The sequence below is a fragment of the Pseudomonas sp. dw_612 genome (genome assembly GCF_018449725.1).
Lineage (GTDB): Bacteria > Pseudomonadota > Gammaproteobacteria > Pseudomonadales > Pseudomonadaceae > Aquipseudomonas.
The window spans coordinates 382,378-407,818 of the sequence record NZ_JAAVVC010000004.1 but is presented as its reverse complement, the minus strand read 5'-3'; the positions used below and the strand labels follow the sequence as shown (position 1 = coordinate 407,818).

Annotated in this window: 18 protein-coding genes; 10 read left to right on the top strand and 8 right to left on the bottom strand. The window is 60.3% G+C overall.

The features are described 5' to 3' along the window. Positions 1-24: 24 nt before the first annotated feature. Positions 25-2,409 (top strand): RND family transporter, encoded by a 2,385-nt coding sequence (locus tag HB680_RS09335; RefSeq protein ID WP_213938210.1) that lies wholly within the window; start codon positions 25-27, stop codon positions 2,407-2,409. A 58-nt stretch (positions 2,410-2,467) separates the two neighbouring features. On the opposite strand, the gene HB680_RS09330 is transcribed toward HB680_RS09335, so the two are convergent. The 3 genes from HB680_RS09330 to HB680_RS09320 all read right to left on the bottom strand — a co-directional run bounded on the left by HB680_RS09330 (position 2,468) and on the right by HB680_RS09320 (position 10,102). Further along, positions 2,468-7,207, bottom strand: a complete 4,740-nt coding sequence (locus HB680_RS09330) for a DUF6543 domain-containing protein (protein WP_213938209.1) — start codon at positions 7,205-7,207, stop codon at positions 2,468-2,470. A gap of 248 nt (positions 7,208-7,455) precedes the next feature. After that, positions 7,456-8,175: a FadR/GntR family transcriptional regulator gene (locus tag HB680_RS09325; protein WP_213938208.1), complete on the bottom strand. Its 720-nt coding sequence runs from the start codon at positions 8,173-8,175 to the stop codon at positions 7,456-7,458. 190 nt (positions 8,176-8,365) lie between these two features. Beyond that, complete coding sequence (locus HB680_RS09320; RefSeq protein ID WP_213938207.1) at positions 8,366-10,102, bottom strand: IlvD/Edd family dehydratase; 1,737 nt, start codon at positions 10,100-10,102, stop codon at positions 8,366-8,368. Between the two features lie 194 nt (positions 10,103-10,296). Between HB680_RS09320 and HB680_RS09315 the strand changes: the two genes are divergently transcribed. The 9 genes from HB680_RS09315 (at position 10,297) to HB680_RS09280 (ending at position 17,480) form a co-directional block, all read left to right on the top strand. Next, positions 10,297-11,604 (top strand): MFS transporter, encoded by a 1,308-nt coding sequence (locus HB680_RS09315; RefSeq protein WP_213938206.1) that lies wholly within the window; start codon positions 10,297-10,299, stop codon positions 11,602-11,604. 151 nt (positions 11,605-11,755) lie between these two features. Beyond that, a complete protein-coding gene (araD1, locus tag HB680_RS09310) occupies positions 11,756-12,748 on the top strand; it encodes an AraD1 family protein (protein WP_213938205.1) in 993 nt (330 codons plus the stop codon). 10 nt (positions 12,749-12,758) lie between these two features. After that, complete coding sequence (locus tag HB680_RS09305; protein WP_213938204.1) at positions 12,759-14,339, top strand: aldehyde dehydrogenase (NADP(+)); 1,581 nt, start codon at positions 12,759-12,761, stop codon at positions 14,337-14,339. Positions 14,340-14,760: 421 nt separating this feature from the next. Next, positions 14,761-15,057, top strand: coding sequence for a DUF5629 family protein (locus tag HB680_RS09300; RefSeq protein ID WP_054047586.1), 297 nt, complete (start codon positions 14,761-14,763; stop codon positions 15,055-15,057). After that, positions 15,044-16,219, top strand: coding sequence for a lactonase family protein (locus HB680_RS09295; RefSeq protein ID WP_213938203.1), 1,176 nt, complete (start codon positions 15,044-15,046; stop codon positions 16,217-16,219). Before HB680_RS09300 ends, HB680_RS09295 begins: the two co-directional genes overlap by 14 nt. 166 nt (positions 16,220-16,385) lie before the next feature. Beyond that, positions 16,386-16,565, top strand: a complete 180-nt coding sequence (locus tag HB680_RS09290) for a hypothetical protein (RefSeq protein ID WP_123514418.1) — start codon at positions 16,386-16,388, stop codon at positions 16,563-16,565. Between the two features lie 208 nt (positions 16,566-16,773). Beyond that, on the top strand, positions 16,774-16,899 hold the full coding sequence (locus HB680_RS32720) for a hypothetical protein (protein ID WP_256735487.1): 126 nt from the start codon (positions 16,774-16,776) through the stop codon (positions 16,897-16,899). A gap of 114 nt (positions 16,900-17,013) precedes the next feature. Then, entirely contained in the window at positions 17,014-17,226 is a 213-nt protein-coding gene (locus HB680_RS09285) for a hypothetical protein (RefSeq protein ID WP_213938202.1), read from the top strand. Continuing rightward, entirely contained in the window at positions 17,223-17,480 is a 258-nt protein-coding gene (locus HB680_RS09280) for a hypothetical protein (protein WP_213938201.1), read from the top strand. The genes HB680_RS09285 and HB680_RS09280 overlap by 4 nt, the downstream gene beginning before the upstream one ends. Positions 17,481-17,556: 76 nt before the next feature. Here the strand turns inward: HB680_RS09280 and HB680_RS09275 are convergent, their stop codons facing one another. The 5 genes from HB680_RS09275 to HB680_RS32715 form a co-directional block, all read right to left on the bottom strand. Beyond that, positions 17,557-18,162, bottom strand: coding sequence for a glutathione S-transferase (locus HB680_RS09275; protein WP_213938200.1), 606 nt, complete (start codon positions 18,160-18,162; stop codon positions 17,557-17,559). Continuing rightward, the gene (locus tag HB680_RS09270; protein WP_213938199.1) at positions 18,159-21,800 is read right to left on the bottom strand and encodes an SbcC/MukB-like Walker B domain-containing protein; all 3,642 of its coding nucleotides are present in this window, start codon (positions 21,798-21,800) and stop codon (positions 18,159-18,161) included. Before HB680_RS09270 ends, HB680_RS09275 begins: the two co-directional genes overlap by 4 nt. Then, the gene (locus HB680_RS09265; protein WP_213938198.1) at positions 21,797-23,041 is read right to left on the bottom strand and encodes an exonuclease SbcCD subunit D C-terminal domain-containing protein; all 1,245 of its coding nucleotides are present in this window, start codon (positions 23,039-23,041) and stop codon (positions 21,797-21,799) included. The genes HB680_RS09270 and HB680_RS09265 overlap by 4 nt, the downstream gene beginning before the upstream one ends. 244 nt (positions 23,042-23,285) lie before the next feature. Continuing rightward, the gene (locus HB680_RS09260; RefSeq protein WP_213938197.1) at positions 23,286-24,416 is read right to left on the bottom strand and encodes a SoxR reducing system RseC family protein; all 1,131 of its coding nucleotides are present in this window, start codon (positions 24,414-24,416) and stop codon (positions 23,286-23,288) included. Positions 24,417-24,598: 182 nt separating this feature from the next. After that, a complete protein-coding gene (locus HB680_RS32715; RefSeq protein WP_256735486.1) occupies positions 24,599-25,249 on the bottom strand; it encodes a hypothetical protein in 651 nt (216 codons plus the stop codon). Positions 25,250-25,441 lie beyond the last annotated feature (192 nt).

Genomic DNA, 25,441 nt, shown 5'->3' with positions numbered 1-25,441 from the left:
GCAAATAATAAGAAGGGCGAAGCTATGACATCATTGACCAGTCATCACCAAGACAAGGCGACGTTTCTAGAGCGCCTGATTTTCAACAATCGCCCGGCAGTGATCGTCATCTGCCTGCTGGTGAGCATCTTCCTGTTCTGGCAGGCGACGCTGATCCGGCCGTCCACCAGTTTCGAAAAAATGATCCCGCTGGAACATCCGTTCATTCAAAAGATGATGGAGCACCGCAACGATCTGGCGAACCTGGGTAACACCGTGCGGATCTCCGTCGAAGCGACTGACGGCGACATCTTCTCCAAGGAGTACATGGAGACCCTGCGCCAGATCAACGACGAAGTGTTCTACATCTCCGGCGTCGACCGTTCCGGCCTCAAGTCGCTGTGGAGCCCGAGCGTGCGCTGGACCGAGGTGACGGAGGAGGGCTTCGCCGGTGGTGAAGTGATCCCGCAGAGCTATAACGGCTCTCAGCAAAGTCTCGACCTGCTGCGCAATAACGTGCTCAAGTCCGGCCAGGTCGGGCGTCTGGTGTCCAACGACTTCAAGTCGAGCATCGTCGACATCCCGCTGCTAGAGTCCTACCCGGACCCGCAAGACCAGGGCAAGTTGCTGGCCCTGGACTACCGCAAGTTCTCCCACGAACTGGAAGACAAAATCCGCGACAAGTTTGAAAAACAGAACCCCAATGTGCAGATCCACATCGTCGGTTTCGCCAAGAAAGTCGGCGACCTGATCGATGGCTTGGTGATGGTGGTGATGTTCTTCGGCGTCGCCTTCGTCATTACCCTGATCCTGCTGTACTGGTTCACCAACTGCATGCGCAGCACCGTGGCGGTGTTGAGCACGACGCTGGTGGCGGTGGTCTGGCAACTGGGGTTGATGCACTTTTTCGGCTTCGGGCTCGATCCGTATTCGATGCTGGTGCCGTTCCTGATTTTCGCCATCGGTATTTCCCACGGCGTGCAGAAAATCAACGGGATCGCCTTGCAGTCCAGTGAGGCCGACAACGCCCTGACGGCGGCGCGGCGCACGTTCCGCCAACTGTTTCTGCCGGGGATGATCGCGATTCTCGCGGATGCGGTCGGCTTCATTACGCTGCTGATCATTGATATCGGCGTGATTCGCGAACTGGCCATCGGCGCGTCCATCGGCGTGGCGGTGATCGTGTTTACCAACCTGATCCTGCTGCCGGTCGCTATTTCCTATGTCGGGATCAGCAAACGTGCGGTCGAGCGCAGCAAGAAAGACGCGCACCGCGAACACCCGTTCTGGCGCCTGCTGTCGAACTTCGCCAGCCCGAAAGTCGCGCCGGTGTCGATTGCCCTGGCCCTGATCGCTTTCGGCGGCGGCCTCTGGTACAGCCAGAACCTGAAAATCGGTGACCTCGACCAGGGCGCGCCGGAATTGCGTCCGGACTCGCGCTACAACAAGGACAACAATTTCATCATCAGCAACTATTCCACCAGTTCCGACGTGTTGGTGGTGATGGTCAAGACCAAGCCTGAAGGCTGTTCGCGCTACGAAGCCATGGCGCCGATCGACGAATTGATGTGGAAGATGCAGAACACCGAGGGCGTGCAGTCGGCGATCTCGTTGGTGACCGTGTCCAAGCAGATGATCAAGGGCATGAACGAGGGCAACCTGAAATGGGAAACCCTGTCGCGCAACCCGGACGTGCTGAACAACTCCATCGCCCGGGCTGATGGCCTGTACAACAACAGCTGCTCCCTGGCGCCGGTGCTGGTGTTCCTCAACGACCACAAGGCCGCGACCCTCGACCGCGCGGTGCATGCGGTGCAGGACTTCGCCAAGGAAAACAACAAGGACGGCCTGGAATTCATCCTCGCCGCCGGTAACGCCGGGATCGAAGCGGCGACGAACGAAGTCATCAAGGAATCGGAGCTGACGATCCTGATCCTGGTGTACATCTGCGTCGCGACCATGTGCATGATCACCTTCCGTTCCTGGGCGGCGACCTTGTGCATCGTGTTGCCGCTGGTGCTGACCTCGGTGCTCGGCAACGCATTGATGGCGTTCATGGGCATCGGCGTGAAAGTCGCGACTCTGCCGGTGGTGGCGCTGGGCGTGGGGATTGGCGTGGACTACGGCATCTACATCTATAGCCGTCTTGAAAGCTTCCTGCGTGCCGGCCTGCCGTTGCAAGAGGCGTACTACCAGACGCTCAAATCCACCGGTAAAGCCGTGCTGTTCACCGGTCTGTGCCTGGCCATCGGCGTTTGCACCTGGATCTTCTCGGCGATCAAGTTCCAGGCCGACATGGGCCTGATGCTCACCTTCATGCTGCTGTGGAACATGTTCGGCGCGCTGTGGCTACTGCCGGCGCTGGCGCGGTTCCTGATCAAACCGGAGAAACTGGCGGGGCAGAAGGGCAATTCGTTGTTTGCTCACTAACCACCGCTGGCACTGAAAAAGCCGCAACCCAGGTTGCGGCTTTTTCATGGACGCCGGATCAGCTCGGCTCGAAAGGCAGTAAATACCGGTCGGCAACCGGTCTGCTGATCAGACCACGATAGATCTCGATCTTCTGCTTCGGCTCCTTGGCCTTGGCCAGCGCCGACTCATAGGTTTCGTAGCGCTGCGCTTTGGTTTTCAGGTGAGCGGTGGTGAAGTCGGCTTTGTTGTCCGCTAGTTCGGCGTAGTGGAAGTGCGCATACCACACGGCTTTCCTGCGGCTGTCCAGCAGGGCGTATTCCTGCATGAAATCCTTGCGTCCAGTACTCAACGGGGCGCGGCGGCCAACGGGCTCGACATGCAACACCTGTTTTTGCAGCAGGTATTCGATACCCTCATCTGTCGGTAGCCGGGTCAGGGTCATGTTCTGGCGCAAGTGCGTGGCTTTGCTTTCAAGGACACGCGCCTTGTCCCGTAGCGCGGTGATCAGTGTGACATCCTTGCCGCTGCCCCGCGGCGCCTGCTCGTGGGTGTCCAGCTTATCGGCATAGCGGGTAAGTTTCTGCGCTTCGCGTTGCAGTTGTTCTTCTATTTCCTTGGGCGAACTTGCCTTTTCGACATAGCTTTCGATCTTGCGGATCTGTTCATCGACCTTCGCCAGGGCTTTTCGCGCCTCACCCTTGATTTGCGGATAAGGCAATGCCGAGGGCTTGGGGGCGGATGCCTTGGCTTCGACGATCTCGACCCAGACATTGGGCTCGTGTTCATGGAAAGAGGCCAGGGGTTGGTCCTTCATCGGGTCCTTGATGTCGACGATGTCCCCGTCCTGATCGGCAACGCGCGGACGAACCTCGCCGATCAAGGTGCCTTTGGAGGTCTTGATGACCTTTCTCCGACTGTTCGAACTGAGCGGTTTTTTGCTTGGGCCGGGGACTTTGGAGGATCCGGCCACGGGCTCTGACGTGGAAGTCCCTGGCGCATCGGAGGGGGGTGGTTGATCCGGGACGAGCTGTTGAATCTCCTGAACCAGACGCTGCTCGGCATCCAGATGCAGTTGGTGGATGATCATCCGCAGGCGGTTGAAGGCCGGCATCTGCAATTCATCGGCACTGAAAATCGCAATACTGCCTAGGGCATCCTGTGCGTTGCTGTAATGGTCAACCAGGTTATTCAGCACGGCGATACGATCGCTGCGCTCATAGACATGACGGGTGTGTAATTCAGCATGTGACTGCGACAGCATCAGCAGAGGATCGATGGCTGTTTCCAGGGCCGTGGTGGTGTCGGTTCCCAGGCTCTTGACACTCAGGATCCGCAGCACGGTCAGTTGGAAGGACTTGAGTGCCAGAGCGGTCAGTTCATTTTCCGGTCGATCGTGATTCAACCTTTTGATGGCCTTTGCACCGAACAGAGGGATCTCGGCCAGTTCCTCCATCCGTTTGTTCACTTCCTCGTAGTCCTTGATCATGGACTCGTTGATTTCGCTGGTTTCGCGCATGTATTCGAAGTAGCGTTCCACCACGGCCATGCCTTCGGCTTGCATCGCGTCATGGATCTGTTGTTCGCCCTTATTGAAGTCGCTGTATTTTTTTTCTGCGGCAAGACGTTCCAGGTCGGCGATGACTACCCGCTTGCGGGTGTTTTTGATGATGAATTCCAGCAGGTCACTGATCAGCGAATGGTCCGGGGGGACGTCGGTCAATGCGCTCAGCTCCTTGAGTCCGGCAATGAGCGAGACGTAGGTTTGGGTCTGATTGTCGAGCTCAAGGCCAAACCGTTGCCTGGCCTCGTGACGCTGCTGTTGCGCGCTGGCAGGGTCTCGCTCTTTCAGTACCATCAGGTTGTCGGCGATGTCGACACGCTTTTGTACCCGGGCCTGCTGCTTGACGAACTCCTGGTGTTGCAGCACCAACTCTTGAACGCGCTCACGCCGGTTTTCCCGTGCCTCGGCCATCCGTTGTCTGCGACCGCCACCCACCAGTTGCAGACCCTGGTCCAGCGTCCAGTGACCCCGCCCGTTGGATTTCAGCTTGATGCCCGGGTTGTCCGGATGTTCCCGGGTTACCAGGAACACTTCACCGAAGCCCGGCACGATGCGCACTCGAAACAGCAGGCCGGCGATGCTGGTGTGCCATTGGCCGTTGATCCGGAACAGGCCTTGGAAAACGCCAGCTGAAACGGGTTCTGGCAACGGCGTCGGCCAAGGCACTCGAACCGGCTTGAGTTGTTCGATCAGCCGGGCGGTGGCTGAGTCGCGTGCGGTCGACAGGTTGAAGTCGAGCAAGGTGTGGCCGCTGCCGGGTGGTTCGGACGCCAATCCGGGGGGAGCCTCGGTGACGGGGCCTTCGGCGAACAGGTGAGGAAGTGCTGACGGCCGGCGTAGTGAGTCGAGCGCGACGGGAGTTGGCGGCGGTTCGCTGGCGTGCCGGATTTCGCCGCCGGAACCGCGGTTCTGCGCCACGTGCAACATGATCAGCCCAAGGTTCAGCAACACATCGACCCAGGCTTGTTGACGGGCTGTCGTGTCCGTGCTGTCCAAGGCAGGCAGGTCCTGAATCAGGCTGTGGGTGACCTGCACCAGCCAGCCCACCAGCATGGCCGGGCCGCTTAACATGGGCAACAAAAGGTTGTTGAAGAGCAGCCAGCCTCCTTCGAGGATGATCACCCAGCGACTTTCGATATTGGACACCGACTGCCGATCGCCCTGTTGCACCAGCGCCCGGGCATTGCTGTCGAACAGTCGTGCCAGCAACTGACCTTGTTGCAGGGCGGCGAGCCAGTCGGCGGCGGCTTCGTCGCCCACTAGCGTCGCCGGTGCTGGTGTGTCCGGGCGAGCGAATTCGTCGCCGGGAAGGAAACGCACGATGTGCGGTTCGTTGAAGCCGTTGTTGTCGTAGATCGGACGTGCGCGGTCCTCCAGCCAGGTCAGCACACTGGTTTGCAACGGACCTGCCTGGGCGATGGCCCTGAGCAGGGCTTGGCGGCTGGGGTATTGCTGCAGCGCCGGGGAATACAGCGGTCGATAGAGGATGCGCGGCCCGTCGGCCTTCAGGTCCCGAGGCTCAATGATGAACATGTTGCCGACCACGTCGCACTCGGCGCCGGTTTTTCGTTGGAAGGCCAACGGGCGCAGGACGATTTCCTGTCCGTTGACATGCCGTTCTGCGTTGGTCTTGTGCATCACGGCGGCGACGTAGCGATAACCCTGCCGCGTGAAACCCTGTTCGGCCTTGATCGAGTGTTCGAGCGCCAGCAGGGGCAGGCTGATGGCCAGCTCCTGGCCGAACAGGCGCGCCCGCTCATGGGCTTCCGGCGTGTCGGCCAGCAACGCGGTCTGGATCATTTCGGGATAATGCTTGCCGATGTCGACCTTGCTCACCAAGCCCAGCAGGTAGCTTTCGCTGGTCCAGTCCTGGATGAGCTGCTCCTCGGTGTGGCGGATGGTCATTCGGCCCTTGGGCCTGCCGGCCAGGTTTTTGATGGCCAGCTCCGTCAACGACATTTTGACCGGCTCCAGATAACCGCTGCCCAGGTCGCCGACCGGGACATGGAAGGTCAATTCCAGCTGGTCGGCGTCATAGCCAGGCGCCAGCGGCTGATCCTTCAGCATCTGCTCGTGCAGTGCTTTTTTCGCAAAGGTATGGAGGTCGTCAACGCCAGCCTGGAAGGTGCGCCTCAGGTTTTGTTGGGTAACGCTGGCGTACTCCACAACCTGCTTGCGGTAAGCCATGCGATCAACGGCGCTGGCGTTTTGCAGCCATGTTGGAGTGTTCGACTCCAAGTGCTGGAACAGCATTGGGCTAGGTGCCTGGTCGACGAACATGGCAGCTACATCGGTGATGGCGTCGTAGCGTTGTTCCAGGACGTCGAGGCGCTCGCTGGCGGGCAGCCTGACCGCGGTCAGGTCGTCCAGTTGCTGATTCAGCAACAGGGCGGCCTGGGTATCGAAGAAATTGCCGTCCGGCTCGAAGCGTTTCCAGGTGATCGCCTCGGTCATGAACACCTGCTGGAATCTCGCCGCCCAGGCTTCTTCGAAGGCCTCCCTGGACGCGAAGGCTTCAATGTTCCCGGTCACGCTGCACAACAACAGAGTTTCTCCATTGATCACCAACAGATCGGGACTCTGTAGCTTGAACGTACCTGCATCGCCGACCAAGGTCGTTTCAAGGGTATGCGCATGGATCACGCCGTTTGCCCACGGCGCCTGTTGACGTTGCTGTTTATCCGGGTGGCGGGTGAGTTCGATCAGCAGGTCGGACTGCTGTTTGTTTTGGCTCGCATGGCGTACGGCTGCGGTTTTCAGAACGCCATTGAGCAAATCACCCAGCCATTGCCAGCGGCTGGCGCCAGCGTCGATATCGGAGTTCCAGTAGTCGGCCAGCATTTCCTGAAAAGCGATGGGCACCAGGGCGGGCAGTTCACGGATGACCTCGGCGATCAGGCTCATGTCCTGCTCGCGGGCCGTAGTACTTCGCGTCAGTCGCGCCGGGGCTCTGTTGGTCAGGAAACATGACTGGCCAAATTGTTCGATGAGCGAGGGTGGCTTGCCGCTGGCCAGGTACTCCAGGGCCAAGTCCAGCAATAAACCGATACGCCAGCCGCCTTCAGGCAGGGGTTGGGCGATTCGCGTCATTTCGGGGTCGAACGCCAGCGGTGGGAGTGTGTCCAGCAGACGCTCCTTGAGCAGGCTGGCGGTGACTGAACGCAAGGTCGGACGGGTGCTGAACCGGGCACTGATGCTGCGGGCGATGACGTTCGGTTCGGCCGTCGCGGGACGGTTTGATGGGGGTACAGGCATGATGCAGTCCTTTGCATGGTGAGCTCGCGAACATAAAGCGTTGGTGCGTGGGACGTGCGGTATCGGGTTACCGCACGGGCGTCGATTGAATGGGGTAGGCGCGCGGGCGCAGAAACAAAAAAGCCGCGACCCGAGGGTGGCGGCTTTTCAAATTTATAGGATCAAAAGATCGCAGCCTTCGGCAGCTCCTACCGGGGATCACTTTCCAATGTAGGAGCTGCCGAAGGCTGCGATCTTTTGATTTTGCTCTATGACAAATCAGCGCCGAGCACCACATTCAGCGCACTGCGCGCATCGTCGAGCTGTACGAGGGTGGCATGCCGCGCGCCCAGCGCATCACGGTTTTCGATGGCGGTGAGGATCGCCTTGTGCCGGGGCAGTGCCAGTTCATGCAGGTTCGGCCGCTGGTTGGAGTGCTTCAACGCCTCGGCAATCGCCACCGAGAGCATGTTGCACAGGTTCGCCAGCAAGTCGTTGTGGGTTGCGTCGGCGATACGGCTGTGGAAGTCGAGGTCCGGTTGCAACAGCGCTTCCGGGGTCGGTGCGGCTTCCATCCGTTGGTAGGCTTCGCCGATGGAGGCGATGTCGGCGTCGGTGGCGTATTGCGCGGCGAGGGCGGCAGCGGCCGGTTCGATGATGCTGCGCACGCTGGTCAGCAGGCCGAAGAATTCATTCTGCGGACTGCTTTGCATCAACCAATGCAACACGTCCGGGTCGAGCATGTGCCATTCCTTGCGCGCCTTGACCACCGTGCCAACTCGCGGACGGGAATACACCAGCCCCTTGGCCACCAGTACCCGAGTGGCTTCGCGCAACACCGGCCGGCTGACCGCGTACTCTTCGCACAACAGGGCTTCGGCGGGCAGTTTGTCGTCGGGCTTGAAGCGTCCGGAGACGATCTGCATGCCCAGTTCCTGGACAATGCGCGAGTGCATGCTTTTGCGGTCGGAGGGTTTACGGTAATCCATGGGGAACGGCGCAATCCTGGGCGGGTGGGGGTGTGGCGCATGATAGCAGGCGTGGACACAGTCCTGAATCAGATGGAGAACCAATGTGGGAGCGGGCTTGCTCGCGAAAGCGGTCTATCAGCCAACTAATGTGTTGGATGTTAAGCCGCCTTCGCGAGCAAGCCCGCTCCCACAGGGGGGATGGGTGGGGTCAGTGGGAATGACGCGGCACTTCGGAACCGCGGCAACCGACCAGGAAGTCAAAATCGCAACCCTGATCTGCCTGCAACACATGGTCGATGTACAACTGACGATAGCCACCCACGATCAATTGTTTCGGCGGTTCCAGATCAGCCATGCGCGCCGCCAGTTCGGCGTCCGGAATGTCCAGGTGCAGACGCCCGCTGGCGCAGTCAAGCTCAATGAAATCACCTTCCTGCACCACCGCCAACGGCCCGCCAGCCGCCGCTTCTGGCGCCACGTGCAAAACCACCGTGCCGTACGCCGTGCCGCTCATGCGCGCATCGGAAATCCGCACCATGTCCGTCACGCCCTGGGCCAGCAGCTTGGCCGGCAAACCCATGTTGCCGACTTCAGCCATGCCCGGATAACCCTTCGGCCCGCAGTTTTTCATCACCAGAATCGAATTGGCATCCACGTCCAGTTCCGGGTCGTTGATCCGTGCCTTGTACATGTCGAAGTTCTCGAACACCACCGCGCGGCCACGGTGTTGCATCAGTTCGGCACTGGCGGCGGAGGGCTTGAGCACGGCACCGAGTGGCGCGAGGTTGCCGCGCAGCACGCAGATGCCGCCGTCGGCGCGGATCGGGTTGTCGAGGGTGCGGATCACTTCGTCCTGGCCGTAGATCGGCGCGTCCTTGGTGTTCTCGCCGAGGGTCTTGCCGTTGACGGTCAAGGCAGTCGGGTGCGGGATCAGGTTGGCTTCACCGAGGCGACGCAACACCGCCGGCAAACCACCGGCGTAGTAAAACTCTTCCATCAGGAAACGCCCGGACGGTTGCAGGTCGACGATGGTCGGCATGCCGCGACCGATGCGGGTCCAGTCGTCGAGCTCCAGCTCAACGCCGATGCGCCCGGCGATGGCTTTCAAGTGAATCACCGCGTTGGTCGAACCGCCAATCGCGGCGTTGACCCGAATCGCGTTTTCAAACGCTTCTTTGGTCAGGATTTTCGACAGCCGCAAGTCTTCGCGCACCATCTCCACCGCACGCATGCCGGACATGTGCGCCAACACATATCGCCGCGCATCCACCGCCGGAATCGCCGCGTTATGGGGCAGGGACGTGCCGAGAGCTTCCGCCATGCAAGCCATGGTCGACGCGGTGCCCATGGTGTTGCAGGTGCCAGCCGAGCGGGACATACCGCCCTCGGCCGCGAGGAAATCGTCAAGGGTGATGGTGCCGGCTTTCACTTGCTCGCTGAGCTGCCACACCACCGTGCCCGAGCCAATGTCCTGGCCTTTGTGCTTGCCGTTGAGCATCGGCCCGCCGGTGACGACGATGGCCGGCACGTCGCAACTGGCCGCGCCCATCAGCAGCGCCGGGGTGGTTTTGTCGCAACCGGTCAGCAGCACCACGCCATCAATTGGGTTGCCGCGAATGGCTTCTTCAACGTCCATGCTCGTCAGATTGCGGGTAAACATGGCGGTGGGGCGCAGGTTCGATTCACCGTTGGAGAACACCGGGAACTCGACCGGCCAGCCACCTGCCTCGATCACCCCGCGTTTGACGTGCTCGGCAATCTGCCGGAAGTGCGCGTTGCACGGGGTCAGTTCCGACCAGGTGTTGCAGATGCCGATGATCGGCTTGCCGTGGAACTGATGGTCGGCGATGCCCTGATTCTTCATCCAGCTGCGGTACATGAAGCCGTTCTTGTCGGCGGTGCCAAACCATTGGGCGGAGCGCAGGGTGGGTTTCTTATCAGACATGATCGATTCTCTTATTGTATGACTATATTGTTCTACTTGATGGATAACATAAGCGCAAAATCGACGCTTTGGAAGCGTTGTTGCTTAATTAGTAATACTATATAGTCGGTTTCAACGGAGGGATCGACCCTGGCGGTTTTCCGCGAGAGGTGTCCCCCGAGGTTCTATAAAAACAACAATCGGAGACCGATCTCATGAGCCAGGAACTGCGGCTTATTCGTCGCATCACGCTGAAACTGATTCCCTTCCTGATCCTGCTGTACCTGATCGCCTACGTGGATCGCTCCGCCGTCGGCTTCGCCAAGCTGCACATGGGCGCGGACATCGGCATCGGTGATGCGGCCTACGGCCTCGGTGCCGGGCTGTTCTTCATTGGTTACTTTCTGCTGGAAATCCCCAGCAACCTGATGCTAGAACGCTTCGGCGCACGGCGCTGGTTTGCGCGGATCATGGTCACCTGGGGCGCGATCACCATCGGCATGGCCTTCGTCCAGGGACCGCACAGCTTCTATGTGATGCGTTTCCTGCTCGGTGCCGCCGAAGCCGGGTTCTTCCCCGGCGTTCTGTACTACATCACCCAATGGTTCCCGGTGCGCCATCGCGGCAAGATCCTCGGGCTGTTCATCCTCTCCCAACCCATCGCGATGATGATCACCGGCCCGGTGTCCGGCGGTTTGCTCGGCATGGACGGCACCCTCGGCCTGCACGGCTGGCAGTGGTTGTTCATCGTCATCGGCACCCCGGCGATCCTGCTGACCTGGCCCGTTCTGCGCTGGCTGCCCGACGGTCCGAAACAAGTGACATGGATGGACCAGGCCGAAAAGGACTGGCTGACCGGCGAGCTGAAAAAAGACCTTGAGGCCTACGGCCAGACCCGCCACGGCAATCCGCTGCATGCGTTGAAAGACAAACGGGTTTTGCTGCTGGCGCTGTTCTATCTGCCGGTGACCTTGAGCATCTACGGCCTAGGCCTGTGGTTGCCGACGCTGATCAAACAATTCGGCGGCACGGACCTGGTGACCGGTTTCGTGTCATCGGTGCCATACATCTTCGGGATCATCGGTTTGCTGATCGTGCCGCGCAGTTCCGACCGCTTGAACGATCGCTACGGCCATTTGGCGGTGCTCTACGTGTTGGGTGCCATCGGCCTGTTTCTCAGCGCCTGGCTGACCCTGCCGGTGGCGCAACTGGCGGCGCTGTGTCTGGTGGCATTCGCGCTGTTTTCCTGCACGGCGGTGTTCTGGACCTTGCCGGGGCGGTTCTTTGCCGGCGCCAGTGCGGCGGCGGGGATTGCCCTGATCAACTCGGTGGGCAACCTCGGCGGCTATATCGGGCCGTTCGTGATCGGTGCGTTGAAGGAATACACCGGCAACCTGGCGTCGGGGTTGTACTTCCTGTCCGGGGTGATGGTGTTCGGGCTGGTGCTGACGGGAGTGGTGTATCGGTTGCTGGAGCGTAGGCATGTGTTGCCGGCTGACCAGTTTGCCGCTAGCGCTCGCTGAGGGTCGATCCCCGATCAACTGTGGGAGCGAGCTTGCTCGCGATAGCGGCCTGACATTCAACATTGATGGTGACTGACATTCCGCCATCGCGAGCAAGCTCGCTCCCACAGGGGGCCTGCGCTGAATTTGAGATCTGAGACAGGAGAAAATCATGCGTTTAGTTCAGTTCGAATTGATTAACGGCGAGCGCCGCATCGGCGTAGTCGAAGAGGGTCTGGTGCGTGAAGTACAGGACGCACGCACGGTCCGCGACCTGGCCCTGGCGGCGATCGAGGCCGGCGTCAATCTTGAGCAACAGGTGCAACACCTCGGCCTGGGCATCAGCCACGATTACGCGGAACTGCTGACCCAGCTGCGCATCCTGCCGCCGCTGGATCATCCGGACCCGGCGCACATGCTGGTCAGCGGCACGGGTCTGACCCACTTGGGCAGCGCCTCGGCCCGGGACAAAATGCACCAGCACGTCGGCGACGAAGCTGCCATGACCGACACCATGCGCATTTTCAAGTGGGGCGTGGAGGGCGGCAAACCGGCGGCGGGGCAGGCCGGTGTGCAACCGGAATGGTTCTACAAGGGCGACGGCAGCATTGTCGTTCGACCGGGCCAGTCGTTCCCGCTGCCACCGTTTGCCGAAGACGCCGGGGAAGAGCCGGAGCTCAGCGGCCTCTACGTCATCGGCCATGACGGCAAGCCGTATCGCCTCGGCTATGCAGTGGGCAACGAGTTCTCCGACCATGTGATGGAACGCAAGAATTACCTCTACCTCGCCCACTCTAAATTGCGCAGTTGCAGCTATGGCCCGGAACTTCGCGTCGGTGAGCTACCCCAACACTTGGCAGGCACCAGTCGCATCCTGCGTGACGGCGAGGTGCTGTGGCAGAACGAGTTCCTCAGTGGCGAGGCCAATATGTGCCACAGCCTCGAAAACCTCGAGTATCACCATTTCAAGTACAGCCAGTTCCTGCGACCGGGGGACGTGCACATTCACTTCTTCGGCACCGCGACCCTGTCCTTCGCCGATGGCATCCGCACCCAACCGGGTGATGTGTTCGAAATCAGCCAGGCCGAATTCGGCGCGCCGTTGATCAATGGCATTGCGCCGGTAGACGCGGCATTCGAACCCGGCACCGTCGGCACCCTTTAAGGAGAACCGCATGACCCAGATTCTTGGTCACAACTACATTGGCGGCCAGCGCAGCGCGGCCGGCCCAGTCAAACTGCAAAGCGTCGATGCGACGACCGGCGAGAACTTGCCTGGCGATTTTTACCAGGCGACCCCGGAAGAAGTCGACGCCGCCGCCAAGGCTGCCGCCGCTGCTTACCCGGCGTACCGCAGCTTGAGTGCGGAACGGCGGGCGCAGTTTCTCGACACGATTGCCGATGAACTCGATGCACTGGGTGATGAGTTTGTCGCCGTGGTTTGCCGCGAAACCGCGCTGCCGGCCGGGCGCATTCAGGGCGAACGCGGTCGCACCAGCGGTCAGATGCGCTTGTTCGCCAAAGTCCTGCGTCGCGGCGATTTCTATGGCGCGCGGATCGATCAAGCCTTGCCCGATCGCCAACCGTTGCCACGCCCGGATCTGCGCCAATACCGCATCGGCCTCGGCCCGGTAGCGGTGTTCGGTGCGAGCAACTTTCCGCTGGCGTTCTCCACGGCCGGTGGCGATACCGCCTCGGCACTGGCCGCCGGTTGCACGGTGGTGTTCAAGGCTCACAGCGGCCACATGGCCACCGCTGAACTCGTCGCCGATGCGATCATCCGCGCCGCAGAAAAAACTGAAATGCCGGCCGGTGTATTCAACATGATCTTCGGCGGCGGGGTCGGCGAAGCGCTGGTCAAGCACCCGGCGATTCAGGCTGTCGGCTTTACCGGTTCCCTCAAGGGCGGTCGCGCCTTGTGTGACATGGCCGCAGCACGTCCTCAACCGATCCCGGTGTTCGCCGAGATGTCGAGTATCAACCCGGTGATCGTGTTGCCTCAGGCATTGGCGGCTCGGGCGGAAACCGTGGCGCGTGACCTGACGGCGTCGGTGGTGCAGGGCTGTGGTCAGTTCTGTACCAATCCGGGGCTGGTGATCGGGATTCGTTCACCGCAGTTCAGCGCGTTCGTGCAGCAGGTAGCCGCATTGATCGCTGATCAACCGGCGCAAACCATGCTCAATGCCGGGACGTTGGGCAGCTATGGCAAGGGCCTGCAAAAGCTGCTGGCGCATCCGGGCATCGAGCATCTGGCCGGTCGCGAGCAACAGGGCAATCAGGCGCAACCGCAGTTGTTCAAGGCCGATGTCAGCCTGCTGATCGACGGCGATGAAGTGTTGCAGGAAGAAGTGTTTGGTCCGACTACGGTGTTCGTCGAAGTCGCGGATCAGGCGCAGCTCAGTGCAGCGTTGAATGGCCTGCACGGGCAACTGACGGCGACGATCATCGGCGAGCCGGCGGACTTCGAACAGTTCGGTGAATTGACCGCGTTGCTGGAACAAAAGGTTGGGCGGATCTTGCTCAATGGGTATCCGACCGGTGTGGAAGTCTGTGATTCGATGGTGCATGGCGGGCCATATCCGGCGACCTCCGATGCGCGCGGCACGTCGGTGGGCACCCTGGCCATCGACCGTTTCCTGCGCCCAGTGTGCTTCCAGAACTACCCCGACAACTTGCTGCCGGAAGCGCTGAAGAATGGCAATCCGCTGCGGATTCAGCGGTTGGTGGATGGCAAGCCGTCCCGCGATGCGCTCTAAAGGCTAAACACCACCCCTGTGGGAGCGGGCTTGCTCGCGAATGCTGAGTGTCAGGCGCTATTGATTTCGACTGACCCACCGCATTCGCGAGCAAGCCCGCTCCCACACTGGTTCGGTGTTGTGCATGAGTTTTGCGTTCGACGCTGGTCTCCCCTTGTGGGAGCGAGCCTGCTCGCGAAAGCGGTGGGTCAGCTTGCATTGATGTTGGTTGAGCCGCCGTCTTCGCGAGCAGGCTCGCTCCCACAGTTGTTCAGTGTTATGCACGAGTTCAGTGTCCGACGCTGGCCCCCTGTGGGAGCGAGCTTGCTCGCGATGGCGGTCTGCCAGTCGCCACGATGTTGAACGGGCCGCCCTCTTCGCGAGCAGGCTCGCTCCCACATTGAGCTATCATTGCGTCTTTCCATTTGAATGATTGATTGCCATGACTGCCGTAACCGACACCTTGCTCAACGCCCTCGAAAACTGCGACATGCTGGAAATCGATGGCTTGCACGCCTTCGATTTCTCCCTCGATGAAGACGATAACCTGCACATCGAATGCATGGACGGCCGTGCGGCCAAGCGCTGGGCGTTCAGCATGGCCCAGATTCAGGCAGCGACTTTCGATCCAACCCTGCAGAGCTGGCTCATTACCGGGGATTCCGGCGAGCATCGGCTGGTGTGCATGGCCGCCATCGGCGGGCATGACGACGAGGAAGAAGAGCATGAAGATGCGTAATTTCTGGCCACTGTTGATGGCGGGCAGCGTCGGCGCCATGGGCGTTCAGGCGGCGACCGTCGACGATTATCAATTGCTGGTCGGTTCCTACACCGCAGGTCAGAGTCAGGGGATTTATCGCCTGAACTTCGACAGCGCCACCGGGCAGATTGCCGCCAAGCCGCTGCAAGTGGTGAAGAGCGAAAACCCGTCCTGGCTGACGATCTCCAAGGACCAGCAGCACCTGTTCGTGGTCAACGAAAACGGCCCGGGACAAACCGATCCGGTGGGCAAGGTCAGCAGCTACGCGATCAACCCCAAGACCCATGAACTGAGCCTGATCAGTCAGGTCCAGAGCCTGGGCAACGAGCCGACCCATTCAAGCCTCAGTGGCGACGGCAGCCATTTGTTCGTCAGCAACTACTCGGTGCTCGAAGATCCGGGCGGCACCCTCGCGGTGTTGCCGGTGGGCGCGGACGGCAAGCTCAAGCCTGTGGTGCAACTGAGCAGCCACCCATCGAGCCGGGTCAACCCGCAGCGGCAGGCCTCGGCGCACGTGCACTCGACGATTTCCTCGCCGGATGGCCAATATGTGTTCTCCAATGACTTGGGCGCGGACAAGATCTTTGTCTACCGCTTCAATCCCAAGGCCAACCCGCTATTGCCGCTGACGCCTGCGACTCCGGCCTCGGTGGCGTTGCCGGCGGGCAGCGGGCCGCGTCATCTGCTGTTCAGCGCCGATGGCAAGCACGCCTGGCTGACCATGGAAATGAGCGCCCAGGTGGCGGTGTTCGACTATCAGGACGGCGCGCTCAAGCAAACGCAGATGGTCGATCTGGCGGCGGGGCAACCCACGTCCGACAAGGCCGGCGCCGCGCTGCATGCCTCGGCTGACGGCAAGTTCCTTTACGTCAGCAACCGTGGCACGGCCAATCAGTTGCTGGTATTTGCCATCGACCCGGCCACCGGTCAGCTCAAGGAAGTGCAGCGGCGCTCCGTCGAGGGCGATCACCCGCGCGAGTTCAGCCTTGATCCGAGCGGCAAGTTTCTGCTGATTGCCAACCAGAAAAGCAACGAGATTGTCGTCGTCGAGCGCGATGCCAAGACCGGTCTGCTAGGCAAAACCGTGCAGAAATTACCGATGGATGCCCCCAGCGACCTCAAGTTTCTGGTGCGTCAATAGGTGCGGCAATAGGCCGCAGGCCCCGGTTGATGGGGCCTGCGGCCTTCTATTAATGAGACTGATATCCGCTAATGCTACAAAGCATTTCAAGGCGCGGACCTCGGACGTTAAGTTTGCTCCACGGCCTAACCGGGCAAGCAAGCCAACTGACTCCGAGGAACACACCATGAACTTCAATCTCTTCTCCATCATCGCTGCATCCGCTATCTCTGCCACCGTTGCCCTGCCAGCCAGCGCCAACGTTGAAATCAACAGCAAAAAATCCCACACCCAGAGCTACACCCAGAAATACCTGCAACAAAGCGCCAACTTCTACGCCGCGCTGGATCACAAAACCCAAGCCTGAAAGCTAAGCCCTGCACCTTTTATGCAGGAGCGAAGTCACTTGTTTTGATCGACGCCAACGCCTCGAAAAACAATGAGTGATGTCGCTCCTGCATAACGCGTTTACGACAGCATCACATTGATATCAGTGTCCAGCTTGATATCAGGTAGCCATCAGTTTAAATTTGACGCTGATTTTTTGACTCCTTCATTAGAAAAGGATCGGCAGCATGGCGATGCGTCTGGCAGTGGTTCTTCTGTTTCTCTATTCCACCCCGATTCTCTCGGCTGCCCAGCCCGTTTTAGACGAGCCGGATGCGGCCCGCGAGCGTTTGATGAGTTTTATCGAGGACTGAATACGCTGGATCCATGATCAATAAAACTGATGGCTACTATGCATAAAGGTGGCTAGGTAACTTCGGTTTTTTGATCGATTCTGTGGGCACTGAAACATGCCTACGGAGAACACCATGGCCAGCGCAATCCTCACTTCTGCCAAACACGGCGCCTACCTGGCCATTGGAATCTACGTGGCCATGGTGCTCGTGGTGAGCCTTTCGGCTCAATCGCAACACGACCTTCAAGCGCCGATTCAGGTCGCTTATCCCGCCATCCAGTTCGAACACCGCGCGCAAAACGTCGTGGTGGATCACGACGATGTGTTGGGAGCTGTCGGCGCATGAAGGGACACAGACTCTGGGTCATCGCCTTTTTGGCGTTCATGACCAATGGTGCTTCGCTGCTGGGAATAGGGCAGGGCTCGGCGGGATCGGTGGCCCGGGCCATCGAATGCAACCACAACATCGCCCACAACATTCAGACGGCCAAGGCGTTGGGGTTGTTGGTGGGTAATCCGCCGCTGAAGGCGCGGGCCGGGTTCCTCGGACCGTTTCAGGTGGATTGCTCGGTGTTGGGGATGTGCTCGGTGCTGGCCTGACACCGCCGAACTCTGTAGGAGCATGGCTTGCCCGCAATGGCGTCCTTGAAACCGCCATCGCGAGCAAGCTTTGCTCCTACAGCGGTGTCTTGAGCATGATTGAGGTAAACAGGTCGGAATCGAGGAAGCGCTGCAGCCACACTTGCAATCGCCCATAAGACGTCTGCCCAAACCACTCCCGATCCACATGCGCAAACTGGCGCACAAACGGCATCAATGCCACGTCCGCCAAGCTCATGTGCCCGGCTAGCAAATAATCACGCCCCTCCAGCAACTCATCCAGCTTGCGCAAGAACACCTCACCCTCGGCCCGATAATGTTCCATCGGCTGCTCGGGATAGCGCTCGGCATATTTGTAGCGATTCAGATGCACCTTGAACGCCTGATCGTTTTCGTCGATCAGTTCCGCGATACGTTGTTGCCCCACAGGATCGTCCTTGAGCAACCAATCCTCGGGATCGTTCTGCGCCAAGGCCCAGCGCATGATCGCCAGGCTTTCATCAATCACCCGACCCTCAACCGCCAACACCGGCACCGTGCCCTTGCTCGACAGCGCAAGCATTTCGGCGGGTTTGGCCTTGAGGCTGACTTCGACAATCTGCACTTCAACCCCCGAGTAACGCAGGGCCATGCGGGCGCGCATGGCGTATGGGCAGCGGCGGAAGGAGTAGAGCGTGGTCATTTCACCTCCAGGGTGCTCAGGCCGTTGCCCTGGCGGCGGACCTGGATCTGCACCGGAATCCGCTCATGCATTTCCTGCACGTGGGAAATCACCGCGACCTTGCGGCCCTGGGCCTGCAGGCCGTCGAGGGCGTCCATGGCCAGTTGCAGGGATTCCGGATCGAGGCTGCCGAAGCCTTCGTCGATAAACAGCGATTCGATCTTCAGCGTGCTCGACGCCATCGACGCCAGACCTAGGGCCAGCGCCAGCGAGACCAGGAACGTTTCGCCGCCGGACAGCGAATGCACCGAGCGCAGTTCGTCGCCCATCTCCGTGTCCATCACCAGCAAACCGAGCATGCTGCCGCCGCGTTTCAGGCGATAACGGCGCACCAGTTGCCGCAGTTGCACGTTGGCGTGATGCACCAGCAGGTCGAGGTTGTAGGCCTGGGCGATCTTGCGGAAAGTGTCGCCGGTGGCCGAGCCGATCAAGGCACTCAAGCGCGCCCAGCGCTGGTACTCGGTGTAGGCGTCGGCGATTTGCTGGGCCAGGGCCTGATTGGCGTTCTGCCGGCGTTGATCCTCGGCCTGTTCGGCACGCAGTTCGGCGCAGCGGTGTTCGCTGGCGGCAAACAGGTTTTGCAGTTCCGTCAGCGCGGCGGCCAGTTGTTCGGCGTCGAGATTGCCGTTGTGCTGGGCTTGATGCTTGAGCAGACGCTCATCGCGCTCCTGCAACAACACCTTCGCCTGTTCGATGGCTTTTTCGCTGTGCTGCAACTGTTGGCGCAGGTCGCTGACCTGTTGATCGTCGACGCTCAGCAAAGCCTCCAGACCGCCGTCGTCCAGTTCCGGATGCCGCGCGCGCCAATCGCCGATCTTACTGCTCAACTCGCGATCTTCATGCTCCAGCGCCTGTGACCGTTCCTGCTGCGCCTTGAGTTCAGCCGCCAGTTGCACCAACCGCGTGCGCACGGTTTGCAGTTCCTGATTGGCCGTCGCTTCGGCATGCCGCGCTTGTTCGACGGCTTGATCGAGTTGCTGCTGCCACTGCTCGGCGCTGCTGTGTTCGCCGAGCAATTGCGCGAGTTTCTGTTGGCAAGCCTGTTGCTGCTCGGCCAGCACCGTGAACTGCTGTTGCGCGGTTTCCAGTTGTTGGACGCGGGTGAGCTGGCGATCCTGTTCTTTCTCCAGCGTCTGTTGGCGTTGTTGCTGCTCGCCGAGTTCGTCACGCTGCTGGTCGAGTTGTTCCAGGCGCTGGGCGATCTGCCGGTCGAGCTGCATAAAGGTCGCGGCCGGCTCGTTGCGCAAGGCTTCCAAGGTATCGGCCGGGAGCAACGAGCTGAACGCCGTCAGTTCTTCGTCGAGACGCTGGCGATCGCTGCTCAAGGCCTGCTGCTGAGTGCTCAGATGCTGGGTCGCTTGCTGGCTAGCGGTTTCGGCGCTACGCAGTTGTTGGGCGAGGCGCGCGGCGTCCTGTTGCAGGGTGAGCAGGGCGGTCTGGCGTTGTTCGTCCTGGGTGATGCTCTGGTTCAACTGACTGTTTTGTTGCGCGAGCCAGGCATCGCGTTTGGCGGCGTCCTGGTTCAGCAACTGCGCGGACAGCGGATGGGCTTCGAGGCTCGGTGTCAGGCCTTGTTGCTGGGTGGCGAGGTGTTCCTGCTGTTGCAGCAACTCTTTTTGCTGCGCGATTAGTCCACCGACTTCGGTGCGCAGATCGGTGAGTTTTTCCTTCAGCAGCTCAACGGCTTTCTGTGCGTTGGTCAGCTCGCTTTCGTCATGGCGACCGAGGCTTTGCAGCAGTGCTTCGGGCTGATGATAAGGATGATCCGGGCTACCACAGACCGGGCAGGGTTGGTCGTCCTGCAACTGCGCGCGCAGTTCTTCGACGCTTTCACTTCGGGCCAGGCGCTGGCGTTCCAGCAGTTCCCGGGTGACGCTCAAGGTCTGTTCGGCGACGGTCAGGTCGGCCTTGGTTTTCACGCCGTCCTGCGTCAGGCGCTCCCGTTCTTGCTGGGCTGCCAGTTGCCGTTGTTGAAGCTCGGCGCCGCGCTTGTCCAGTTCCTGCTGACTGGCCCACAGCCGTGTCAGCTCTTCGAAGGCCCGCAGTTGCTTGCGGTTGTCCTGCAACAACGTGCTCAACAACTGGATCTGCTCGGCCACGGCTTCGGGTTCGGCGCCGGCCTCTTTGTACAGGACTTCCAGATTCTGTTTTTGCGCAGCCAGTTCTTCCGCGGCGCGGGTGGCGCTTTGCTCTAAAGCGGCCAGTTCATCCTGGCCCTTATTCAGGCGATTGCCGATCAACATCAGTTGTTGCAGGCGATCGCGGTAGGCGTTCCAGGCATCGCTCAATGGCGCCAGATGGGCGCTTTGTTCAAGCTCCCCGGCGATACGCTGCAAACGTTCGGCGACCTGTTTCTGCTGGTCGAGCAAACCTTGAATCGTGGTCTGGCCTTGGCTGCTGGCCAGTTCCGCTTGTTGCTTGAGATCGGCACTCAGACTGGCCTCACGCACCAGACGGGCGAGGGTGCTTTGCTCTTCAAAGGCTTGACGCAGCAGCGGCGCGCCGGCGCTGTGCTGATTTTGCGCATCGGCCAACGCGGCATGGGCGCTGCTCAGGCTCTTTTCGAGTTGGGTCTGGCGTTCGGTCAGTTCCAGTTGCTGTTGTGTGTGCTGCTGAATCTGCGCGGCCAGCGGTGTGAGCTGGGCGGTGAGTTCAGTCTTGCGCGCGAACTGATGCCGCTGCGGCGCCAATTGCTCCAGGCGCGTCAACTTCAGCCGCTCACCGGCCAGGCTTTCCCAGTGTTGCTGGGCGGATTGCAGTTGCTCGGTGGCGCTCTGTTGTTCGTCCTGCAATTGGCGCAGGTTCTTCAGCCAAGTGTGTTGCTCCTCTAGCTGCTTGAGCTGCGCCTGCTGGGTCTTGAGTTGCTGCTGGGCTTCGTTGAAGCGCTCATCCAGTTCGGCGCGGGCTTCCGGGGACAGCGGCGTGACGCCGGTGGCCTGATCCTGCAGCAGTTTGTGCGCTTCCCGGGCCTCTCGGGTCTTGTCGTAAGCGCGACGGCCGAGGCGCGTATAGAGCGCAGTGTCAGTGAGTTTTTCCAACAGCTCGCTGCGGTCGTTATCGTCCGCCTTGAGAAACGCGCTGAACTCACTCTGGGCCAGCAACACGGCGCGGGTGAACTGTTCAAAGTTCAGGCCCAGCGCGGCTTCGAGCTGAGTCTTGTACTCGCCTTTCTGACTGGCCAGCAATTGATCCTGATCGATATCCCGCAGACTCTGACGACTGGCCTGCAACTTGCCGCCAGCCTTTTCCCGAGCGCGATTGGCTTCCCAACGGGCGCGGTAGCGACGCCCGTCGATGCCGACGAAATCCACTTCGGCATAACCTTCGCCGGTGCCGCGACGTAGCAACGTACGCGGGTCGCCGGTGCCGATTTCGCCATCGGCGTCTGGCACTTTGGCGTCGCGACCGGTGTTGTTCAGGCGCGGCACGGCGCCGAACAACGCCAGGCACAAAGCGTCGAGCAAGGTGCTTTTACCGGCGCCGGTCGGCCCGGTGATCGCGAACAATCCAGCGCTGGCCAGCGGCTCGGCAGTGAAGTCGATTTCAAACGGCCCGGCCAGGGACGCGAGGTTTTTCAGGCGGATCGCGAGGATCTTCATGGCTGTTCGCTCTCCATCTGCACGTCTTGCAGCAGCTCGGCAAAGTCCTTGAGGGTTTGCTCATCGACCTCGCTGCCATAGTTGTCTTGCCAGGCGCGGCTGAACAATTCCTGGGGCGAGAGTTGATCCAGTTCGATCAGGGCCGCGCCGTCGTCGGTTCCGTCCTGGCTGCCGTTGCCCGCGTACTCGGCGGCGATTCGCACCAGGCGCACGGCTTTGCCTTGCAGCGCGGTTTCCACTTGATAGCGAAGGTCCGGTTGCGGTTCGTCGAGACGTACTCGCACCTCCAGCCAAGGTTGGCGTTGCAGGTCTTCGAGCAAGTCGATATTCGGCAGGTCCGCCAGTTGCAGCAGAATCTCGGCCAGCGGAGCCGGGCCGATGCGTTGCAGGTTGACCGCGCGCGGGATCAGTTTCGGTTCGACGCTGATCAGGGTTTCGCCGTCGAGGGTGACGTCGAGAATCTGATGCTGATAGTTGATCTCGGAAAACGACAAGGGAATCGGCGAGCCGCTGTAGCGGATGCGTTCCTCACCGTTGACCTTCTGCGGCTTGTGCAAATGACCGAGGGCCACGTAACTGATGCTCGGCCCGAACAGGCTGGCGGGCAGGGCCTCGGCGTTGCCGATGATCAGGCTGCGCTCGGAATCTTCCGACACCGAACCGCCGGCCATATGCGCGTGGCTGATGGCGATCAAGGCTTGGCCCGGCGTGCGCTTGGCGTTGGCCGCTTCGATCAGCCATTCATGCACTTGACCAATACCGCGCAAATAGTTGTCGCCCAACTGCGCACCCGTCACTTCGGCGGGGCGCAGGAACGGCAGCGCCAGGCACCAACCGGCAATCTCGCCGCTGGCATCGGGCAGCGGCAACAACAGGCGTTCGGAATCGAGTTGCCCGTCGTCGAGCCACAACACTCGGCCCAGCGCATGAGTGCGCAAACGCCGCATCAACGGCGCCGGCAGTTCGATCCGTGAGCCGGAGTCATGGTTGCCGGCGATCATTACGATGGTCAGCAACGGTTGCTGCTCGTGGGCGCTGACGATGAAATCGTAGAGGCGTTCCTGAGCTTTGACTGGCGGGTTGACCGTGTCAAAGATATCGCCGGCGATCAGCAGCACGTCGGGCTGGTCCAGCTTCAACTGGCGCAACAGCCACTCAAGGAAACAACCGTGCTCGAAATCGCGGTCCTGGCCGTGCAGGTTCTGCCCAAGGTGCCAGTCGGAGGTGTGGAACAGACGCAAGGCGTACTCCGTGGGAAATAAGGTGATGGCCGCGTGGGAAATGATGAGCGGCTAAAGGGGAGGGAGTTTACTGGCAAACACGCAGTCTGTGGTCAGACACTGACTTTGTGGCAAGGGGGCTTGCCCCCGTTGGGGCGCGAAGCGGCCTGCTTTTTCCTTCAGATACACCGACGTATCCGGATTACGACTGCTTCGCAGCCGAATGGCGGCAAGCCCCCTCGCCACAAAAAGCTTCTTCAGCCGGTCATGCGCGACGTTTGTCTGTTGAATTCAACTGCCGCACCTCAGCAAAAATCTCGGTAATCGGTTTCCTGGGTTGGCGTTTATGCATCTGCCGAGCCTGCTCACTCATTCGCACAAGTTCTTCGCTGGGCTTGGCCCATTGTTCTTTCGGCAACGGCTCGGACCATTGCTGCATCACTTCGGGCATCGTTTGGGGGCCCAGCTTCTGGATGCGGCGGACTTCCCATTCGGTCAGGCGGTTGGGGATCGTCCACAGGGTCATCACGTGGTACAGGTACCAGAAAAACCCCGAGACCCGGTTGCGTGAGCCGTCGCGGATTTGCTGGTGCATGCGCGCTCGGGCGTTGTGGAAGGTGTGCAGGCCTTCGTGGGGCGGGTCGTTGGGGAGTTGCAGGTCTTCAAGGTCCTGGATGGCTTTGAGGTCGTGGATCTCATATTCCATGTAGCCGCGAATCGCTTCCCAATGGCTGATGGCGATGGGCAGGCCGAAGCAGGGGAATTCGACGCTGGTCAGGGTTTCGCCGTGCTGGAAACCGATGCCCATGCCGTATTGGCGCTGGATGCCGTATTGGGTGGCGCCCTGGGACTCGATGACCCAGGCGGAGAGGGACTCCCAAGGGACGAAGAGCGGTTCGGTGGCGCCTTCGGGCATGAAACAGACTTCGCGGCGTTGACGGTTGAAGCGGGTGGGGAAGATATGGAGGCGTTTTTTGTGGTTGTGGTGCCAGACGAAGAGGCCGATGAGCAACATCAAAAAGCCAGTCTGTAAAGCTAGGCCATAAGATTCATGGAAGATCCCTTCAATGGAGTCCCAAGTATCTTCCCAGCTGTATGCAAGCACGAGTCCAAGGAAGCCGCCAATGAGTGGAAATAGAAATGCAACAGAGAAGGCAACGCTGAATGCGCCACCTAATATTACCTGCCATGAAAATATCTGAGGCCACCCCAGTCCGAACTCCATGAACACATCATTTAATTCCCCAATGTGAGGACCATGCGGAGGCATCGGGGTCGGCAATGGCAATGGCGCGAGATAAGTGATTCTTCCACCGGGGAACGGTTCGACATCGCCTGCCTTGCGGGATTGCTTGAGGTGTGGGGGCGGCAGCAGGCTTTCAATCTTGGTGGGCATGGTCTGCCATCTCCAGCAAATGGGTTTCAACCAGCAACATCGGTGGGTGCTCGGTAACAACTTGAGAGGGCGATACAGGGAAATGGCCCTCGGCACGGGGGGGCAGGCATATGACACGATTGCGAGAAACCCACTCGCTGTTGGCACTCATGGTCAGCACGTAGTCGCCCAGACTGAACACTTCATGCACGTCGTTTGTCCGTCGGATTCAACCGCCGCACTTCAGCAAAAATCTCGGTGATCGGTTTCCTTGGTTGGCGTTTGTGCATCTGCCGAACCTGTTCGCTCATTCGCACGAGTTCTTCGCTGGGCTTGGCCCATTGTTCTTTCGGCAACGGCTCGGACCATTGCTGCATCACTTCGGGCATCGCTTGGGGGCCCAGTTTCTGGATGCGGCGGACTTCCCATTCGGTTAGGTAGTTGGGGATCATCCACAGGGTCATCACGTGGTACAGGTACCAGAAAAACCCCGAGATCCGGTCGCGGGAACCGTCGCGGATTTGCTGATGCATGCGCGCGCGGGCGTTGTGGAAGGTGTGCAGGCCTTCGTGGGGCGGGTCGTCGGGGCCTTGCAGGTCTTGCGGGTCCTGGATGGCTTTAAGGTCGTGGATTTCATATTCCATGTAGCCGCGAATCGCTTCCCAATGGCTGATGGCGATGGGCAGGCCGAAGCAGGGGAATTCGACGCTGGTCAGGGTTTCGCCGTGCTGGAAACCGATGCCCATGCCGTATTGGCGCTGGATGCCGTACTGGGTGGCGCCCTGGGACTCGATGACCCAGGCGGAGAGGGATTCCCAAGGGACGAAGACCGGTTCGGTGACGTCTTCGGGCATGAAACAGACTTCGCGGCGCTGGCGGTTGAAGCGGGTGGGGAAGATATGGAGGCGTTTTTTGTGGTTGTGGTGCCAAGTGCAGAGGCCGATGAGTAGAGAACAAAAGCCGGCTACAAGAGCGTAGCCATATGACACTAGAAAAACTCCCTGTATGGCGTCAGTAATATCTTCCCACCCCATTCCGAAAAGAAA

Coding starts and splice junctions, on each gene's coding strand:
- HB680_RS09335 (WP_213938210.1), top strand. CDS start 25: ATGACATCATTGACCAGTCATCACCAAGACAAGGCGACGTTTCTAGAG.
- HB680_RS09330 (WP_213938209.1), bottom strand. CDS start 7,207: ATGCCTGTACCCCCATCAAACCGTCCCGCGACGGCCGAACCGAACGTC.
- HB680_RS09325 (WP_213938208.1), bottom strand. CDS start 8,175: ATGGATTACCGTAAACCCTCCGACCGCAAAAGCATGCACTCGCGCATT.
- HB680_RS09320 (WP_213938207.1), bottom strand. CDS start 10,102: ATGTCTGATAAGAAACCCACCCTGCGCTCCGCCCAATGGTTTGGCACC.
- HB680_RS09315 (WP_213938206.1), top strand. CDS start 10,297: ATGAGCCAGGAACTGCGGCTTATTCGTCGCATCACGCTGAAACTGATT.
- araD1 (WP_213938205.1), top strand. CDS start 11,756: ATGCGTTTAGTTCAGTTCGAATTGATTAACGGCGAGCGCCGCATCGGC.
- HB680_RS09305 (WP_213938204.1), top strand. CDS start 12,759: ATGACCCAGATTCTTGGTCACAACTACATTGGCGGCCAGCGCAGCGCG.
- HB680_RS09300 (WP_054047586.1), top strand. CDS start 14,761: ATGACTGCCGTAACCGACACCTTGCTCAACGCCCTCGAAAACTGCGAC.
- HB680_RS09295 (WP_213938203.1), top strand. CDS start 15,044: ATGAAGATGCGTAATTTCTGGCCACTGTTGATGGCGGGCAGCGTCGGC.
- HB680_RS09290 (WP_123514418.1), top strand. CDS start 16,386: ATGAACTTCAATCTCTTCTCCATCATCGCTGCATCCGCTATCTCTGCC.
- HB680_RS32720 (WP_256735487.1), top strand. CDS start 16,774: ATGGCGATGCGTCTGGCAGTGGTTCTTCTGTTTCTCTATTCCACCCCG.
- HB680_RS09285 (WP_213938202.1), top strand. CDS start 17,014: ATGGCCAGCGCAATCCTCACTTCTGCCAAACACGGCGCCTACCTGGCC.
- HB680_RS09280 (WP_213938201.1), top strand. CDS start 17,223: ATGAAGGGACACAGACTCTGGGTCATCGCCTTTTTGGCGTTCATGACC.
- HB680_RS09275 (WP_213938200.1), bottom strand. CDS start 18,162: ATGACCACGCTCTACTCCTTCCGCCGCTGCCCATACGCCATGCGCGCC.
- HB680_RS09270 (WP_213938199.1), bottom strand. CDS start 21,800: ATGAAGATCCTCGCGATCCGCCTGAAAAACCTCGCGTCCCTGGCCGGG.
- HB680_RS09260 (WP_213938197.1), bottom strand. CDS start 24,416: ATGCCCACCAAGATTGAAAGCCTGCTGCCGCCCCCACACCTCAAGCAA.
- HB680_RS32715 (WP_256735486.1), bottom strand. CDS start 25,249: ATGCCCGAAGACGTCACCGAACCGGTCTTCGTCCCTTGGGAATCCCTC.